Below are 16,654 nucleotides of genomic sequence, written 5' to 3' on the forward strand. Positions count from 1 at the left end.
GGCGGCCTTCGGGTCGCCTTTTTCTCATCCCGGCTGTATGCCGGGCACGGCGCGCAGCGGTGCATCGGCATCGCGCACGTCTTTCAGACTGGACCCCGGCCGTTGCCGGGGCGGTAAACGGGGTCAGGCAATCCGGTCGGCCCCACCGAGCCAATCACGGCTCTCTCATAGGCCCCCGCCGCATAGGGCGCGCGGGAGTGAAGGAAATACCAATGTTCGATACCAAGAAGGTGGAAATCGAGTGGGGCGGCAAGACGCTGACGCTCGAAACGGGCCGCGTTGCCCGCCAGGCCGACGGCGCGGTGCTCGCGACCCTCGGCGAAACGGTCGTGCTGTGCGCCGTCACCGCTGCGAAGAGCGTCAAGGAAGGCCAGGACTTCTTCCCGCTGACCGTCCACTATCAGGAAAAGTATTCCGCGGCCGGCCGCATCCCCGGCGGCTTCTTCAAGCGCGAGCGCGGCGCCACCGAGCGTGAGACGCTGATCAGCCGCCTGATCGACCGTCCCGTCCGCCCGCTGTTCCCCGAAGGCTTCTACAACGAGATCAACTGCATCGCGCAGGTCCTCTCGTACGACGGCGAGAACGAGCCCGACATCCTCGCGATGATCGCCGCCTCCGCCGCGCTCACCATCTCGGGCGTCCCCTTCATGGGTCCGATCGGCTGCGCGCGCGTCGGCTACAAGGATGGCGAATACCAGCTGAACCCGACCGACGGCGAAGTCGCCACGGGTGAGCTCGACCTGGTCGTCGCCGCGACGCACGACGCCGTGATGATGGTCGAATCGGAAGCCAAGGAGCTGTCCGAAGACGTAATGCTGGGCGCGGTCATGTTCGCGCACCGGGCGTCGCAGCAGGTCATCGACGCGATCATCGACCTTGCCGAAAAGTCGGCGAAGGATCCGTGGGACGTCGACATCACCGATCCCACCAAGGCGTGGGTGGAAAAGCTGCGCCCGACCTTCGCCAAGAAGATCGGCGCCGCGTACAAGAACGTGAAGAAGGCGGAACGCCAGGCCGCGCTGACCGCGCTCAAGGCCGAGCTGAAGACGATGACCGCCGACGAGGCGCCGGTCGAGGCGCTGAAGGCGAGCAAGGCGTTCAAGAAGCTGGAAGCCGAAGTCGTCCGCACCGCCATCCTGAAGGACGGCCGCCGCATCGACGGCCGCGACACCAAGACGGTGCGCCCGATCGCGGCGGAGGTCCACTTCCTGCCGCGCGCGCATGGGTCCGCGCTGTTCACCCGCGGCGAGACGCAGACGATCGCGACGACGACGCTGGGCACCCGCGACGCGGAACAGATGGTCGACGGCCTCGGTGGCCTGACCTACCAGCATTTCATGCTGCACTATAACTTCCCGCCCTATTCGGTCGGCGAAGTCGGCCGCTTCGGCGCGCCGGGGCGCCGCGAGATCGGTCACGGCAAGCTGGCGTGGCGTGCGCTGCACCCGGTGCTGCCGACGAAGGAGGAATTCCCCTACACGATCCGCGTCACCAGCGACATCACCGAGTCGAACGGCTCGTCGTCGATGGCCAGCGTCTGCGGCGGTTCGCTGTCGATGATGGACGCGGGCGTGCCGCTGAAGCGCCCCGTATCGGGTATCGCGATGGGCCTGATCCTGGAGGGCAAGGACTTCGCCGTCCTGTCCGACATCCTGGGTGACGAGGATCATCTGGGCGACATGGACTTCAAGGTCGCCGGCACCAGCGAGGGCATCACCAGCCTTCAGATGGACATCAAGATCGCCGGCATCACCGAGGAGATCATGAAGGTCGCGTTGCGCCAAGCGCACGAAGGCCGCGCGCACATCCTCGCCGAGATGAACAAGGCGCTGGGCGAGACCCGCTCGGAGCTGTCGGCCCATGCGCCGCGCATCGAGACCTTCACGATCGACAAGTCGAAGATCCGCGAAGTGATCGGCACCGGCGGCAAGGTGATCCGCGAGATCGTCGCCACCACCGGCGCCAAGGTCGACATCGACGACGAGGGCGTCATCAAGGTCTCCTCGTCCGACCCGTCGCAGATCGAAGCCGCGATCAAGTGGATCAAGGGCCTCGTCGAGGAAGCCGAAGTCGGCAAGGTCTATGACGGCAAGGTCGTCAACCTCGTCGATTTCGGTGCGTTCGTGAATTTCATGGGTGGCAAGGACGGCCTCGTCCACGTCTCCGAGATCAAGAACGAGCGTGTCGAGAAGGTGTCCGACGTCCTTTCGGAAGGCCAGGCCGTGAAGGTCAAGGTCCTCGAGATCGATCCGCGCGGCAAGGTGCGCCTGTCGATGCGCGTCGTCGATCAGGAGACTGGCGCCGAGCTGGAAGACACCCGTCCGGCGCGTGCGCCGCGTGAGGGTGGCGACCGTGGCCCCCGCGGTGATCGTGGCGGCGATCGCGGCCCGCGTCGCGACGGCGGCGACCGTGACGGTCGCGGCCCGCGCCGTGACCGCGGCGATCGGGGCGGCGACCGCGGCCCGCGCCGCGAGCGTGGCGAAGGCGGCAACGGCGGTGGCAACGACGACGGCCCCGCCCCCGACTTCGCGCCGGCCTTCCTGACCGGCGATCGCGACTGATCGTCGGCGTAATGCCAAAGGAGAAGGCCCGGTGGCGACACCGGGCCTTTTTTTATGCCGTCCGCGGAGCCTTTACGGCGCGTGTCCGTCGCCGCCGCTACGGCCGGATCAAACGCCGGAACGGGATACATCGAGACGGCCCCTCCCATTTGTCATGCCGGACTCGTTCCGGCACGGTTCCGCAAGCGATCACCGGTCGGTCGTGCGGCGGAGTGGATGCCGGAACGAGTCCGACATGACGAAATAAGGCCCCAGCCTGCTCCGGCGCACGGAGGCACGCACAGCCGAAGAGCGCGTATGCGACCTCGGGCTCCAGCCTGCCCGAAAGCTCGGCCAAACCGCCCCTAGCGCCACAACCTTTCGGTCGCGAGCCGCAGCCCCCGGGGCGACACCGGCTTTTCGCAGCGCGGCAGATGGTGGTAGATTTCGGGAATCACCATCTCGTCATAACCGCTGGTCAGCAGGACCGGCACGCCCTCGTCGAGCAACATGTCGATCAGCGGATAGACCATCGTCTCGCGCAGATTGATGTCTAGCACCGCCGCGTCGACCGTATCGGGTCCGCTCGCCAGTCGCAGGCCCTGCGATAGCGATGCGGCCGGGCCCAGCACGCATGCGCCCGCGATCCGGAGCTCGCGCGCGATGTCGTCGGCGATCAGATACTCGTCCTCGACGACGAGAATGTGTTTTCCGACGAGTGGCCCAGGCATCGCCGTCATTCGCTTACTCCCTGTGACATAAGGGATACCCCCAAACGTCTCAATCGAGCGCTAACATGGGTGAGCGATACCGTACCGAAGTTGATGCCATGGTCGGACATGCCGGATGTCATGCCTAATCCCCTGATCGCGCGCCTCGGTCGTTACGTCCGGCTCTCGCCGGAGGAGCGCGCGCTGGTCGAGCGGGCGGTTGCGGGGCCGGACATCCTCGTGCGCCAGCGCCGCGACCTGATCCGCGAGGGCGATCCACCGCGCGGGGCATCGCTGATCCTCGAAGGCTGGGCGTTCCGGTATAAGACGCTGGAGGATGGCCGCCGCCAGATCGTCGCGCTACACCTACCAGGCGACCTGTGTGACCTGCACGGCTACATCCTCAACGAAATGGACCATTCGGTAGGCGCGCTGACCAACGTGCGCTACGTGGAGATCGGCCGCAACCGGATCGAGGAACTCGCCACGCACAGCCCGCGGCTGACGCACGCATTCTGGTGGGACACGCTGACCAAGTCGGCGATCCTGCGCGAATGGATCGTCAATTTGGGTCAGCGCGACGCGCTGGAACGGCTGGCGCATCTGTTCTGCGAACTCTTCTATCGCCTGCGCGCGGTCGGGCTGGCGGAAGGCAACCGATGCGATATCCCGCTGACGCAGACCGATCTGGCCGAAACCACAGGCATGACTCCCGTCCATGTCAACCGCATGGTGCAGGAACTGCGCGCGCGGGGGCTGATCCGCTGGAAGAGCGGCGTGTTCGAGGCGCTCGATCTCGACGGGCTGTGCGAAGTGGCGATGTTCAACGCGGGCTATCTGCACCTCGACCAGGAGGGCCGAACGCTGGACGCCGATGATTGACCGCGCCGAGCCCCCTTTCCCTGAGACGCCCGGCCTCTGCGCGGGCTGGCGCGGCACGCCGGACGGGCGCTGCCTGTGGATCGCGCCGTGCTGGGCGACGCTGACCGGCCAGAGCGAGGGAGCGTGGCTCGACCTCGGCTGGCTGGAGCGTATCCACCCCGACGATCGCGGGGCGCTACGCGGCATGTGGGCGGATGCGCAGGCGCGTGGCAGCGGCATGGTCGATCTGCGCGTTCTCCTTGCGGGCGAGAGCGGCTATCGCTGGCTGCGCATCCAGGCGATGCGCGAAGCTGAGGCGGACGGCGGGCAATGGATAGCGACCGCAGTCGACGTCGACGATCTGTATCGCGCGCTGGACGGCGAACGGATGCGGCGGCTGGCGTTGCAGCACCGCGTACGCAACACGCTGGCGGTGATCCGCTCGATCGCGCGGCGCACCGCGGAAACCAGCGACACGGTGGAGGCGTATCGCGCGCGCTTCGACGGCCGGATCGCCGCCTTCGCCCGTGTGCAGGGCCATGTGATTCGTGCCGGCGGCCGTGGCATCGACCTTGAGTCGCTGCTCGCGGACGAACTGCTCGCGCACCGCATCGGCCCGCGCCATCGCGTCGATTACGGCGGCACCGACGTACGGCTGTCGCCCCGCCTCGCCGACCAATTGGGCTTGGCATTGCACGAACTGATCGCCAATGCCGGCCAGTTCGGGGCGCTCGGCGACGCCGACGGGCGGTTGACGATCCGCTGGTGGATGCAGGAAACGCAGCCGGTCCCGGTGCTGCACCTCGACTGGCGCGAGGACCTGACCGGCACGACAATCGCGGCGCCCGACCATGAGGGGTTCGGGCTGGAACTGCTGACCCGCAGCCTGCGCTACGAGATCGACGCCGAGGTCACGCTCGATTTCCGGCCGGAGGGGCTGCACGCGGTCCTGCGCATCCCGTTGGTGGCCGCTCACGCGACGGCCGGCTGAACCCTGCCGCAGGCCGGCGCCGGCGGCGGCGATCGCGCCTCTTACTGGCGATAGCCGGGATCGATCCGATCGAGCTTGCGCAGCAGCGCCGGCCAGGCGAGCGCCTGCGCCAGCATGCCCATGCCCTTGGGGCTGGACTGTTGCGCGACCTTCGCCTCGACGCCCTGCGGCGGCGCGTTGAGATGCTCCTTGCCCGCCGACAGCATCAGCACCTGCGCCTCGCATGCGCGCTCGAGGAAATAGAGCCGCACGAAACACGCGCCCACCGTCTCGCCGACCGCCAGCGTGCCGTGGTTGCGCAGGATCATCGCGTTGCGCGTGCCGAGGTCGGCGACCAGCCGTTCGCGCTCATCGAGGTCGGTCGCGATCCCCTCGTAATCGTGATAGGCGACGTCGTGGCTCGCGATCATCGCGGTCTGCGTATGCGGCAACAGGCCGAATTCCATCGCGCTCACCGCCTGTCCGTGCGGCGTATGGAGGTGCATCACCGCCGCGGCATCCTCGCGCGCCATGTGGATCGCGGAATGGATGGTGAAGCCCGCCGGGTTGACCGGGTGGCTGCTCGGGCCCACCGGCGCGCCGTTGACGTCGATCTTCACCAGGCTCGACGCGGTGATCTCCTCGAACATCATGTCGTACGGGTTGATGAGGAAATGGTGCTCCGGCCCCGGCACACGCGCCGACAAATGCGTGAAGATGAGGTCGTCCCACCCGTATAGCGCGACCAGCCGATAGGCGGCGGCAAGGTCGACACGCGCCTGCCATTCCTCGGGGCTCATCGTCGTGGGCGTGTCCGCAGGGGACGGCGCAGGGGCGATCGCAGTGGCCATGGCATCTCTCCGATTGTTCTTTGCCACCGATGCTATCGCGTCGCGCGCCGCTCCGCAATCGCAGGGCGCGCCGGCCCACTGATGCAGGTAAACGCATTTTGCCCGAAAATATCGTATGAAGACATGGTGTTGGCCAAACCGTGCCGATGTTGCGACGGAGAGAACCATGCCTGTCACACCGATGACCGACGCTGAACGTCATCAGCTCTATTACGAACGCCGCGAGGAGCAGGAGCGCCATCTGGCGACTCATGCCGGATCACCGGAAGGGCGGATCGTCCATCTGGAACTGGCGGATCGCTATGCCGCGCTCGCGCAGGATCGCGGCTCGGACCGACGCTCGCGGCTGACGATCCGCGTCTGACGGAATCGCCGCGGCGGTAACCTGTGGAAAGGGTCCGGGGGGTTCTGTTGCCCGGCCCCCCCGGCGGCCGCTGGAGTCCCCTTCTGTTGCCCGGTGGGGTCCGACCGCGCTATCTTGGTGTAACCTTAGGCCGCGAGGCCCTCAGTTACGCCGCAATCGCGAGTGCTTCGTTATCGTTGGCACTTGTGTAATGGGCCGTTGCGGTGGTCCCATTCCGAGCGAAAACAGCGCCTTTCAACACACGTCGATCCTGGTTCGGCCCCATCAGCGAAGCTGAGTCGCCCGGCGACACGCTTCATGCGTGGCGCCATGCGGATCAGCTGCGATGGTGGAGCCGCCGGGTACTGCCCCCGGGTCCGCTGCGCCTATTTCACGCCGCAGTTTATCGCCATAGCCGGCTGGAAGCCGACGATCCGGATATAGGCGCGCCCAACCGTCGCCGCAATGGCCGTGGCGCGATGCGGCGACACGCCTTTCGCTCGCCACAATAAACGCGCATAGGGCGGCGATCATGTTGACCCAGCGTTCCCGCTATGCGCTGCGCGCGATGCTGTTCCTCGCCGACGCGCCGCCCGCCAGCCCGCCGATCCCGATGACGCGCATCGCCGCCGAGGCGAACGTGCCGCGCAAGTTCCTGGAACTGATCCTCGCCGACCTGCGCGACGCCGGCCTGCTGCACAGCCATCGCGGCAAGATGGGCGGCTACGTCCTCGCGCGCGCCAGCCACCTCATCTCGCTCGGCGACGTCATCCGTACGATCGAGGGGCCGCTCGCGCTCGTCCCCTGCGTCAGCCGCACCGCCTATCGCCCGTGCAAGGATTGCAAGAGCGAGGCGGATTGCGCGATCCGCCATGCGATGATGCGCGTGCGCGACGAGACGGCGCGCATCCTCGACGGCACCAGCCTCGCCGACGCGACCGCCGAGGATCTGGCGGCCGCGTAACGGGCTGGTGGGATGACGGGTCGGCTCAGACCCGCGGTCGCGCCTTCAGTTCGTCGCGGATCTCGCGCAGCAGTGCGATCTCCGCCGCTTCGGGTGCAGGCACCGCGGCGGCATCCGCCTTGTCGCGTTCGAGGACGCCGGTCGCGCGGTTCACGGCGCGCACGATCAGGAAGATGATGAACGCGACGATCAGGAAATTGACCAGCTGCGTCACGAATTCGCCGTAGCCGAGCAGCGGCACCCCCGCCTTCTTCAGCGCGGCATAATCGGTCAGCGACCCTTTGTACGTCGCCGGCACGGGCCCCAGCTGGATGAAATAGCTCGAGAAATCGAGCCCGCCGAAGATCTTGCCGATGATCGGCATCAGCACGTCCTCGGTCAGCGCGGTGACGATCTTGCCGAACGCCGCACCGATGATCACCGCCACCGCCAGGTCGAGCACGTTGCCGCGCGCGATGAAGGCCCTGAATTCCTTGAGCATCCTGCCACCCCTTCGGTCGTTTCCACGGTCGGACGCGAAACTAGGCGGCAATTTCCGCTTCGCCAAGCGTTACGGCTGTCCTATATGACTAGGACAGGGCCATAGGGTCCGAATCCTTTGGAGGATGTTCATGCCGTCGCTTCGTTCCCTCACCGCCCCGCTCGCCAGCGTCGTCCTCGTCGCCAGCCTGTCCGGCTGCGGCATCAATTCGGTGCCGACCGCGGAAGAGACCGTGAAGGCCCGCTGGGCCGACGTCCAGAACGACTATCAGCGCCGCGCCGACCTGATCCCCAATCTCGTCGCGACGGTGAAGGCCGCGGGCGCGCAGGAAAAGGACATCCTGGTCCAGGTGACGCAGGCACGTGCCGCCGCCAACCAGGTGCAGGTATCGGGCGAACAGCTGACCGACCCTGCCAAGGTGCAGCAGTTCGAGCGCGCGCAGAATGCCGTGACCATGTCGTTGCAGCGGCTGCAGGAGGCGTATCCCGAGCTCAAGAGCCAGGGCAATTACACCACGCTGATGAGCCAGCTGGAGGGCACCGAGAACCGCATCGCGATCGCGCGGCGCGATTACAACGAGGCGGTGCAGCAGTATAACACGCGCATCCGCACCTTCCCCGACGCGATCGGCGCGCGCATCTTCTACGGCGCGAAGCCGGTGACGCCGTTCGCGGCGACGACGCCGGGCGCGGATCGCGCACCGACCGTCAACTTCGGGAATGCGAGCTGACGGCGATGCGCCGGCTGATCGCCAGCCTGTCGGCGGCGTGGCTCGCCTTTGCGGGCGCGCTGCTGCTCGGCCTCGCGTCGGGCAGCGCGGTGGCGCAGACCCCGTCCAAGCCTAACCTGCCCCAATTCACCGGGCTGGTCGTCGACGCCGCCAACGTGCTGCCGCCGCAGACGAAGGCGGATCTGACCGCCAAGCTGGAGGCGTTGCAGCGCGACACCAAGCGCCAGCTCGTCGTCGCGACGATCCCCGATCTGCAGGGCTATCCGCTCGAGGATTACGGCAATCGCCTGATCCGCGGCTGGGGTGTTGGCCTGAAGGGCGTCGACAACGGCGCGATCCTGTTCATCGCGCCCAACGAGCCGCCCGGGCATCGCGGTCCGCGGGTCGAGGTCGGATACGGGCTGGAACCCGTGCTGACCGATGCGCTGTCCAGCGTCATCATCAACCAGGATATGATGCCCAAACTCAAGGCGGGCGACATTGCGGGTGCGATGACCGCGGGCACCGACGCGCTGATCCAACAGCTGCGCGCCAACCCCGACGAGGCGAAGGCGCGCACCGACGCGGCGATCAAGCAGTTTGATGCGACGCATCGCCGTTCGACCGGCTCGCGCGGCGGCGGGGTGCCGATCGGCCTGATCTTCTGGGGCGTCATCCTGCTGTTCGTCGTCGTGCCGCTTGTCATCGGCCGTCGCCGGCAGTCCGGGCCATGGGGCCGCCGCTATGACGGCGATGGCGGCGGCAGCGGGATGCTGCCGATCGTCCTGTGGTCGATCGCGAACGAGATCGGCCGCGCCGCGAGCGACCGCGACGACGATGATCGTGGCGGCGGCTGGGGTGGTGGCGGCGGCGGCGGCTCCGACGGCAGCTGGGGCGGTGGCGGCTTCACCGGCGGCGGCGGCGGGTCGGGCGGAGGCGGCGGCGCCTCGGGGAGTTGGTGATGCGGCTGAGCGAGGCGGACCGGACGCGCGTGTCGGAGGCAGTGACCGCCGCCGAGCGCGATACCGCGGGCGAGATCGTCACCGTCGTCACCGATCGCTCCGACGCCTATCATGACGTCGGCCTGCACTGGGCGGTGCTGGCGATGCTGCTCGCCCTGGCGTTGCTCGCGTGGCGACCGGAGGCGGCGGTATGGCTGCACGGTCTCGTCGCCGATCCCTGGGCAGGTGCGCCCTCGCCCGGCGGCCTGTTCGCGGTCGCGCTGGTCGTGCTCGCGCTCGTCTTCCTCGTCGTGCGGGTCGGTCTGGCGTGGATGCCGCTGCGCCTCGCGCTGACGCCCGCGTCGACCAAGGCGCGCCGCGTCCATGCCCGTGCGCTGACCTTGTTCCGCGCCGCGGCGGAAGCGCGCACGCGCGATGCGACGGGCGTGCTCATCTACCTCTCGCTCGACGAACATCGTGCGGAAATCATCGCCGATCGCGCGATCCATGCGCGCGTCGCGCCCGACGTGTGGGGCGCGGCGATGGCGGCGCTGATCCGCGAGGTCCGCGACGGCCGCACCGGCGAAGGCATGGCCGCCGCGGTGACGCAGGTCGGCCGCGTCCTCGCCGAACATTTTCCGCCGCGCGCGGACGACACCAACGAACTGCCGGATCGCCTGATCGAGCTATGACCGCCAACACGACGCGCGACGCCGCCGCCCGCACGATGTGGGAGGGCAAGTATCTGGCCGTCCGCCAGCAAGGCACGTGGGAATTCGCCGAGCGCCGCGGCGCGATCGACGCCGCGGTGATCGTCGCGCTCGACGGCGCCGGGCAGTTGCTCCTCGTCGAGCAACATCGCGTGCCGATCGGCCGCGCCTGCCTCGAACTGCCCGCCGGCCTCGTCGGCGACGAGGAGGCGGGCGAGAGCATCGCCGACGCCGCGCGCCGCGAGCTGGAGGAGGAAACCGGCTACCGCGCCGCGATCGTCGAGGAGCGCGGCCTTTTCTACTCGTCGCCCGGCATGACGTCGGAGGCGTTCACGCTGATCCTCGCGACGGGCCTCACCCGCACCGGCGACGGCGGCGGCGACCATGACGAGAACATCACCGTCCATCGCGTGCCGCTCGACGGCGTCGCCGGCTTCGTCGCGCAGAAGCGTCGCGAGGGGATCGGCATCGACGCTAAATTGCTGCTCGTGCTGGGCGGCGGGTTGCTCGACGAACTGCGCGGCTAAGGCTCTCTTTCGATCACCCTCACCCTTCCCATCGCCTGCGGCGATGGGCCCCTTCCCTCTCCCGGCGGGAGAGGGAAGGGGCGGCGAAGCCGCGGAGGGGAGAGGGTGAGCGCCAGGCACAACGCCCCGACGCGCGCCCCCTTGCCGCTCCCGCCCCGCCGCGCCTAGAGCCGGCCGCATGACCGACACCCCGCGCCCCCGCCTCGCCTATCACCACACGCCGGGCGCCGGCCCGACGATTATCTTCCTGCCCGGCTACGCCTCCGACATGACGGGGACGAAGGCGGTCGCGCTGGAGGCATGGGCGAAGGACACCGGCCGCGCCTTCCTGCGCTTCGACTATGCCGGCTGCGGCCAGAGCGAGGGCGCGTTCGAGGACCAGACGCTCGCCGGCTGGCGCGACGACGTGCTCGCGATGGTCGACGAGGTCGCGGGCGGCGACGTCGTGCTGGTCGGATCGTCGATGGGCGGCTGGCTGATGCTGCTCGCCGCGCGGATGCGGCCCGACCGGGTCAGGGGCCTGGTCGGCATCGCGCCCGCACCCGACTTCACCGACTGGGGCTTCTCGATGGACGAGAAGATGGCGATGCTGCAGACCGGCCGCCTCGAACGCGCCAACCCCTATGGCCCCGAGCCGACGGTCTACACGCGCGGCTTCTTCACCTCGGGCGAGGCGAACCGGCTGATGTTCGGCGAGATCGCGATCGACGGCCCCGTCCGGCTGGTGCAGGGCCAGCGCGATCCCGACGTGCCGTGGCATCGCACCTGCCGCCTTGCCGAGCTGATCCGTTCAGCGGACGTGCAGACGTGGCTGGTCAAGGACGGCGACCACCGCCTGTCGCGCGATACCGACATCGCGCTGATCGTCCGCGCGGTCGAGGACGTGCTGCACCGTTTATGATCCCGCTCCTGCTCGCCGCCGCCCCGCTTCAGGCCGCTGCGCCGCCCAAGTCCCCACTCACCGTCCGGCTCGGCGCGAAGGCGCCCGGCGCGCGACCGGAGGATTCGCGCGAGGCGCGCTACCAGCGCTGCGTCGTTCTGGCGGAAAGCGATCCTGCGGCGGCGCGGGCGGAGGCGCTGCGCTGGGCGGCGGCGGACGGCCATTGGTTCGCGCAGCAATGCGCGGGCCTCGCCTATGCGCAGGAACGCAACTGGCCCGCCGCGGCGGGCGCGTTCGAGGCGGCGGGCAAGGCGGCCGAACTCGGCCACGACAAGCGCGCCGCCAACTACTGGTCGCAGGCGGGCAACGCGTGGCTCGCGGCAGGCAATGCCGCAAAGGCACGCGCCGCGCTCGACACCGCGCTGATCGCCGGCACGCTGACCGGCCTCGCGCTCGGCGAGACCCAGCTCGACCATGCGCGCGCCTTGGTCGCCGCGGGCGATACGGAGGCGGCGCGGCGAGACATCGACATGGCGTTGACGACCGCCGGTGCGGACCCGCTCGCCTGGCTGCTGTCGGCGACGCTCGCCCGGCGCGACGGCGACATTCCCCGCGCGAAGAAGGACATCGCGGAAGCGCTGAAGCGCTCGCCCGACGATGCGTCGGTGCAGCTGGAGGCGGGCAACATCGCCGCGCTCGCCCGCGACGAAGCCGGCGCCCGCGCCGCCTGGGCAGAGGCCGCACGCCTCGCCCCAAACACGCCGGTTGCGGCGCACGCGCTGGCGGCGCTCAAGCAGTTCGACGGGGAAGCCTCCCCCGCCGCAAAGCCCGCAAACCCCGCGCCGGCGGGCCGCTAGCAACGCCCCACCCCCGTTCGCCCTGAGCCTGTCGAAGGGCGTTTTCCTGGCGCGTCGCACGGCGCACGTGCTTCGACAGGCTCTGCACGAACGGACGAGGCTTCCGCATCCCCCGCCCCGCTATTCCAGGTAGAATTCCACCGTCGTCACGACGCGCACCTTCTTGAAGGGCGTATCGGCGCTGCCATAGCCACCGCCCTGCTCCCCGTCGCGGGCCTCGACCGAGAAATAGCCCTGCGTCGCGCTCTTGATCCCGCCGACGCCGGTGCCGCTGTCCTTGGCGAACTGCTCCGCCGATGCGCGCGCGTCGCGCGTCGCCGCCGCGACCATCGCGGGCTTGATGTCGTTGAGCTTGGTGAAGCTGTACGTCATCCCCGATCCTTCCTGCAGCCGCACGCCCTGGCGGACGAGGTCGAACTGCCGCGCCGCCGCGGCCCGCGCCCTCGCGATGTCGGTGGTGCGCAGTTGCAGGCGCTGGCTGATCGTCACCGTCTGCACGCCGTTGACGAAATTTTGGTTCACCCCCGCCCCGGTCGGCGTCAGCGCGCTTGCCGGAAAGCCGAGGGCGGCGAAGAACCGCCGCACCGTCGCGGTGTCGCGCTCGATGTCCGCCTGCACCGCGCCGGTGTCGGTGCCCTGTTCCGAATAGTTGAGCGTCCATACCGCCAGGTCCGCCGTGACGTTGCGTTCGGCGAGCCCGCGCACCGTCACCGCGCGATCGGCATGTTTCGCGCGCAGCAGCCCGTCGCCCAATAGATAGCCGCCCAGCACGATGCCCACCGCCAGGATCAGCGCCGCGATCCACAGACCCGTATTGCGCGCGCGCGTCGAAACCCCGCTTTCCATCCCGTCCTCCGCTCCCATATAGCCGGTCGAGAGCCTGACCTCTTGCCGATGAACCGTGACTTTACGGCGATGAACGGAGTAGATGATGTCGACCCAATATCTCCACACCATGATCCGCGTCACCGATCCCGACGCGACGATCCGCTTTTTCGGCCTGCTCGGGCTGAAGGAAGTGCGCAGGATGGAGAATGAGGCAGGCCGCTTCACGCTCATCTTCCTCGCCACCGAGGACGATGCGAAGATCGGCGCGCGCCGGGGCGAGGTGGAACTGACCTACAACTGGCCCGCCGAGGACGGCAGCGAGTCGGAAGGCTATACCGGCGGCCGCAATTTCGGCCACCTCGCCTATCGTGTCGAGAACATCTACGACATGTGCGCGGCGTTGCAGGACGCGGGCATGACGATCAACCGCCCGCCGCGCGACGGCCATATGGCGTTCGTCAAGACGCCCGACGGCATCTCGATCGAACTGCTTCAGGCCGGCGAGCCGCTCGCGCCCGCCGAACCGTGGCGGTCGATGCCCAACACCGGGACCTGGTAAGATGACCGCCGCCCCGATCGAGATCGTCCGCGTCCCCGTCCTCGCCGACAATTACGCCTGGCTGATCCACGATCCCGCCAGCGGCGAGACGGTCGCGGTCGATCCGGGCGAGGCGCAGCCGCTGCTCGACGTCGCCGCGCAGCGCGGCTGGACGATCGGCCAGGTGTGGACGACGCACTGGCACCCCGACCACACCGGCGGCAATGCCGCGATGCGCGACGCCGGCGCGCGGATCACCGGCCCCGCAGCGGAGGCGGCGAAAATCCCGACGCTCGATGCGACGGTGGACGAGGGCGACACGGTGCGCATCGGCGATCACGTCGCGCACGTGCTCCACGTCCCCGGCCATACCGCCGGCCACATCGCCTTCCATCTCGCCGAGGACGAGGCGATCTTCACCGGCGACACGCTGTTCGCGATGGGCTGCGGCCGCTTGTTCGAGGGTGATGCGGGCCAGATGTTCGCCAACATGCGCCGCTATGCCGCTTTGCCCGATGCGACGCGCGTCTATTGCGGGCACGAATATACGCAATCGAACGGTCGCTTCGCCCGCGCCGCGGAGCCGGCCAATGATGCGATCGCCGCGCGGATGGCGGACGTCGACGCCGCCCGCGCGCGCGGCGAGGCGACGGTGCCGACGACGATCGGCCTCGAGCGCGCCACCAATCCCTTTCTACGCGCCGGATCGGCGGAGGAGCTTGCCCGGTTGCGCGCCGAAAAGGATGCGTTTCGCGGCTGACTTGCCGGGAGCGCGAAAAGGCGCGATGCGTTGTAGCGCGATGATCCGTGCGCTCTGCCTCGCAACCTTGGTGCCGCTGGCGATGGCGGGCTGCACCGGCTCGCCTGCCACGCCACAGATGACGGCCGCCGCGGCGGCCGGGCTGGACAAGGAACTCGCCGGCCTCACCCCGCACGGCACGACCAGCTGCATCAACCTCTACGGCATGCAGCAGACGCACGGCTACGGCCCGACCATCGTCTACGTCGCGAGCCAGCGCCTGAAATACCGGAGCGACACCACCGGCGGATGCGAGGGGATCGGCCGCGGCGACGTGCTCGTCACGCGCACGCCCAGCACGCAATTGTGCCAGGGCGACATCGCGACGACGGTCGACGCGGCAAGCCGCTCGTTCACCGGCAGCTGCGCGTTCGGTCCGTTTACGAAATACAGCGACCGATGATGCGCCGTCTCGCCATCGTGCCGCTCGCGGCGCTGGCGCTCGTCGCGGCAAAGGACGATCCGCTCGCCGGGCGCGTCGCGGGCGAGCCGCAACAGTGCATCGACCTGCCGTCGACGGGCGGGCCAATGATCGTCGACGCCCACACCATCCTGTTTCGCGAAGGTGCAGGCCGCCGCCTGTGGAAAACGTCGCCGGTCGGCGCCTGCCCGGCGCTCCGCCCGCTCGTCACCCTCGTCACCCGGCCCGGCGCAGGATCGCAATTGTGCCGCAACGACCGTTTCCAGGTGATCGAGCCCGGCATGAGCATCCCGTCGGCCTATTGCCGCTTCACCGACTTCACGCCCTACACGCTGTCCAAGAAATGGTCCCCGGCGGCGCGCGGGGCAGCGCGCGTCACAGCACGAAGCGGCTGAGGTCGGTGTTGCGCGCGATCCCCGCCAGCTGCGCCTCGACATAGGCCGCGTCGACGACGACGGGGTCCTTGCGATCCTCCGCGTCGAAGCTGACGTCCTCGAGCAATTTCTCCATCACCGTCTGCAGCCGCCGCGCGCCGATATTCTCGACCTGGCCGTTCACCTCGGCGGCGATGCGCGCGATCGCCGCGATGCCGTCGGCCGCGAAGTCCACTGCGACGCCCTCCGTCGCCAGCAACGCCTTGTATTGCGCGGGCAGCGACGCCTTGGTGTCCGACAGGATGGCGATGAAATCCGCCTCGCTCAGCCCCTTCAGCTCGACACGGATCGGCAGGCGCCCCTGCAACTCGGGCAACAGGTCGCTCGGCTTGGCGACGTGGAACGCGCCCGACGCGATGAACAGGATATGGTCCGTCTTCATCGGCCCGTATTTGGTCGCCACCGTCGTGCCCTCGATCAGCGGCAAGAGGTCGCGCTGCACGCCCTCGCGGCTTACCGACCCGCCACGCACGTCGGACACGGCGATCTTGTCGATCTCGTCGAGAAAGACGATGCCGTTCGCCTCCGCATCCGCCAGCGCGGTGCGGTTGACGTCGTCCTGGTCGAGGCGCTTGTCCGCCTCTTCCTCGATCAATTTCTCCCACGCCGCGCGCACCGTCAGCTTGCGGCGCTTAAGCGGCTGGCCGCCGGAGAAGGACTTCATCATTTCCGACAGGTTGATCATCTGCGCGCCGGCGCCGGGGATGTCGAAGGGCGCAGCGGCCGCCTGCTCCACCTCGATCTCGATCTCCGACGCATCGAGGTGCCTGTCGGCGAACCGCTGGCGAAAGCTCTCGCGCGTCGCCTGGCTCGCATCCTTGCCGACCAAAGCGTCGAGCAGCCGCTTCATCGCCGCCTCTTCCGCCTTGTCCTTCACCGCGACGCGGCGGCGCTCCTTCTCCAGCCGGATCGCCTCCTCGACCAGGTCGCGCGCGATCTGTTCGACGTCGCGGCCGACATAGCCGACCTCGGTGAATTTGGTCGCCTCGACCTTGACGAAGGGGGCGTCGGCGAGCTTCGCGAGCCGCCGGCTTATCTCGGTCTTGCCGCAGCCGGTCGGCCCGATCATCAGGATGTTCTTGGGCGTCACCTCGTCGCGCAGGTCCGGCGACAGCTGCTGGCGCCGCCAGCGGTTGCGCAGCGCGACCGCGACGGCGCGCTTGGCGTCGCGCTGGCCGACGATATGCGCATCGAGCGCGGCGACGATCGTCTTGGGGGTGAGGTTCTGGTTCATTTTTCTCTTCCCCCCTCCCGCTTGCGGGAGGGGTCGGGGGTGGGCCTGTCACGGGC

General features: G+C 68.7%; 20 protein-coding genes and 1 other RNA gene. 15 read left to right on the forward strand and 6 right to left on the reverse strand.

What is annotated here, in order from left to right; all coding sequences use genetic code 11:
• The first annotated feature begins 212 nt into the window (after positions 1-212).
• Positions 213-2,561, forward strand: a complete 2,349-nt coding sequence (gene pnp / locus DM480_RS02620; RefSeq protein ID WP_115377424.1) for a polyribonucleotide nucleotidyltransferase — start codon at positions 213-215, stop codon at positions 2,559-2,561.
• A 344-nt stretch (positions 2,562-2,905) separates the two neighbouring features.
• Here the strand turns inward: pnp and DM480_RS02625 are convergent, their stop codons facing one another.
• Positions 2,906-3,280: a response regulator gene (locus DM480_RS02625; RefSeq protein WP_115377425.1), complete on the reverse strand. Its 375-nt coding sequence runs from the start codon at positions 3,278-3,280 to the stop codon at positions 2,906-2,908.
• Positions 3,281-3,391: 111 nt separating this feature from the next.
• Between DM480_RS02625 and DM480_RS02630 the strand changes: the two genes are divergently transcribed.
• A complete protein-coding gene (locus DM480_RS02630) occupies positions 3,392-4,132 on the forward strand; it encodes a Crp/Fnr family transcriptional regulator (protein ID WP_115380710.1) in 741 nt (246 codons plus the stop codon).
• Entirely contained in the window at positions 4,125-5,102 is a 978-nt protein-coding gene (locus tag DM480_RS02635; RefSeq protein WP_115377426.1) for a sensor histidine kinase, read from the forward strand. Before DM480_RS02630 ends, DM480_RS02635 begins: the two co-directional genes overlap by 8 nt.
• Before the next feature lie 41 nt (positions 5,103-5,143).
• On the opposite strand, the gene DM480_RS02640 is transcribed toward DM480_RS02635, so the two are convergent.
• Positions 5,144-5,932, reverse strand: coding sequence for a class II aldolase/adducin family protein (locus DM480_RS02640; protein ID WP_115377427.1), 789 nt, complete (start codon positions 5,930-5,932; stop codon positions 5,144-5,146).
• 166 nt (positions 5,933-6,098) lie between these two features.
• Here DM480_RS02640 and DM480_RS02645 point away from each other — a divergent pair, with 166 nt between their 5' ends.
• Positions 6,099-6,296: a hypothetical protein gene (locus DM480_RS02645; protein ID WP_232834095.1), complete on the forward strand. Its 198-nt coding sequence runs from the start codon at positions 6,099-6,101 to the stop codon at positions 6,294-6,296.
• A gap of 72 nt (positions 6,297-6,368) precedes the next feature.
• On the opposite strand, the gene ssrA is transcribed toward DM480_RS02645, so the two are convergent.
• Positions 6,369-6,745, reverse strand: a transfer-messenger RNA (tmRNA) gene (gene ssrA / locus DM480_RS02650).
• 62 nt (positions 6,746-6,807) lie between these two features.
• Here ssrA and DM480_RS02655 point away from each other — a divergent pair.
• Entirely contained in the window at positions 6,808-7,239 is a 432-nt protein-coding gene (locus tag DM480_RS02655; RefSeq protein ID WP_115377429.1) for an RrF2 family transcriptional regulator, read from the forward strand.
• A 25-nt stretch (positions 7,240-7,264) separates the two neighbouring features.
• Here DM480_RS02655 and mscL read toward each other — a convergent pair whose 3' ends face one another.
• A complete protein-coding gene (gene mscL, locus DM480_RS02660; RefSeq protein WP_115377430.1) occupies positions 7,265-7,720 on the reverse strand; it encodes a large conductance mechanosensitive channel protein MscL in 456 nt (151 codons plus the stop codon).
• Positions 7,721-7,850: 130 nt separating this feature from the next.
• Here mscL and DM480_RS02665 point away from each other — a divergent pair, with 130 nt between their 5' ends.
• From DM480_RS02665 to DM480_RS02690, 6 genes are all read left to right on the forward strand, one after another.
• On the forward strand, positions 7,851-8,450 hold the full coding sequence (locus tag DM480_RS02665) for a LemA family protein (RefSeq protein WP_405053301.1): 600 nt from the start codon (positions 7,851-7,853) through the stop codon (positions 8,448-8,450).
• Between the two features lie 5 nt (positions 8,451-8,455).
• The gene (locus DM480_RS02670) at positions 8,456-9,391 is read left to right on the forward strand and encodes a TPM domain-containing protein (protein ID WP_133297770.1); all 936 of its coding nucleotides are present in this window, start codon (positions 8,456-8,458) and stop codon (positions 9,389-9,391) included.
• The gene (locus DM480_RS02675; RefSeq protein WP_115377432.1) at positions 9,391-10,062 is read left to right on the forward strand and encodes a TPM domain-containing protein; all 672 of its coding nucleotides are present in this window, start codon (positions 9,391-9,393) and stop codon (positions 10,060-10,062) included. The genes DM480_RS02670 and DM480_RS02675 overlap by 1 nt, the downstream gene beginning before the upstream one ends.
• Positions 10,059-10,607 (forward strand): NUDIX hydrolase, encoded by a 549-nt coding sequence (locus DM480_RS02680; RefSeq protein ID WP_115377433.1) that lies wholly within the window; start codon positions 10,059-10,061, stop codon positions 10,605-10,607. Before DM480_RS02675 ends, DM480_RS02680 begins: the two co-directional genes overlap by 4 nt.
• Positions 10,608-10,785: 178 nt before the next feature.
• Positions 10,786-11,508: an alpha/beta hydrolase gene (locus DM480_RS02685; protein ID WP_115377434.1), complete on the forward strand. Its 723-nt coding sequence runs from the start codon at positions 10,786-10,788 to the stop codon at positions 11,506-11,508.
• The gene (locus tag DM480_RS02690) at positions 11,505-12,344 is read left to right on the forward strand and encodes a hypothetical protein (protein ID WP_115377435.1); all 840 of its coding nucleotides are present in this window, start codon (positions 11,505-11,507) and stop codon (positions 12,342-12,344) included. Before DM480_RS02685 ends, DM480_RS02690 begins: the two co-directional genes overlap by 4 nt.
• Before the next feature lie 120 nt (positions 12,345-12,464).
• Here the strand turns inward: DM480_RS02690 and DM480_RS02695 are convergent, their stop codons facing one another.
• Complete coding sequence (locus DM480_RS02695; RefSeq protein WP_115377436.1) at positions 12,465-13,190, reverse strand: SIMPL domain-containing protein; 726 nt, start codon at positions 13,188-13,190, stop codon at positions 12,465-12,467.
• A gap of 82 nt (positions 13,191-13,272) precedes the next feature.
• Here DM480_RS02695 and DM480_RS02700 point away from each other — a divergent pair, with 82 nt between their 5' ends.
• From DM480_RS02700 to DM480_RS02715, 4 genes are read left to right on the forward strand one after another with little or no spacing between them, the layout of a single operon-like run.
• Complete coding sequence (locus DM480_RS02700) at positions 13,273-13,731, forward strand: VOC family protein (protein WP_232834096.1); 459 nt, start codon at positions 13,273-13,275, stop codon at positions 13,729-13,731.
• Position 13,732: 1 nt separating this feature from the next.
• The gene (gene gloB / locus DM480_RS02705; protein WP_115377437.1) at positions 13,733-14,470 is read left to right on the forward strand and encodes a hydroxyacylglutathione hydrolase; all 738 of its coding nucleotides are present in this window, start codon (positions 13,733-13,735) and stop codon (positions 14,468-14,470) included.
• A 40-nt stretch (positions 14,471-14,510) separates the two neighbouring features.
• Positions 14,511-14,912 (forward strand): hypothetical protein, encoded by a 402-nt coding sequence (locus tag DM480_RS02710; protein WP_125471451.1) that lies wholly within the window; start codon positions 14,511-14,513, stop codon positions 14,910-14,912.
• Complete coding sequence (locus DM480_RS02715) at positions 14,909-15,325, forward strand: hypothetical protein (protein WP_232834097.1); 417 nt, start codon at positions 14,909-14,911, stop codon at positions 15,323-15,325. Before DM480_RS02710 ends, DM480_RS02715 begins: the two co-directional genes overlap by 4 nt.
• On the opposite strand, the gene hslU is transcribed toward DM480_RS02715, so the two are convergent.
• Positions 15,306-16,598 (reverse strand): ATP-dependent protease ATPase subunit HslU, encoded by a 1,293-nt coding sequence (gene hslU, locus DM480_RS02720; protein ID WP_115377439.1) that lies wholly within the window; start codon positions 16,596-16,598, stop codon positions 15,306-15,308. The two genes, DM480_RS02715 and hslU, sit on opposite strands and share 20 nt — an antisense overlap.
• Positions 16,599-16,654: the final 56 nt, after the last annotated feature.

It is taken from the genome of Sphingomonas sp. FARSPH, assembly GCF_003355005.1.
Lineage (GTDB): Bacteria > Pseudomonadota > Alphaproteobacteria > Sphingomonadales > Sphingomonadaceae > Sphingomonas.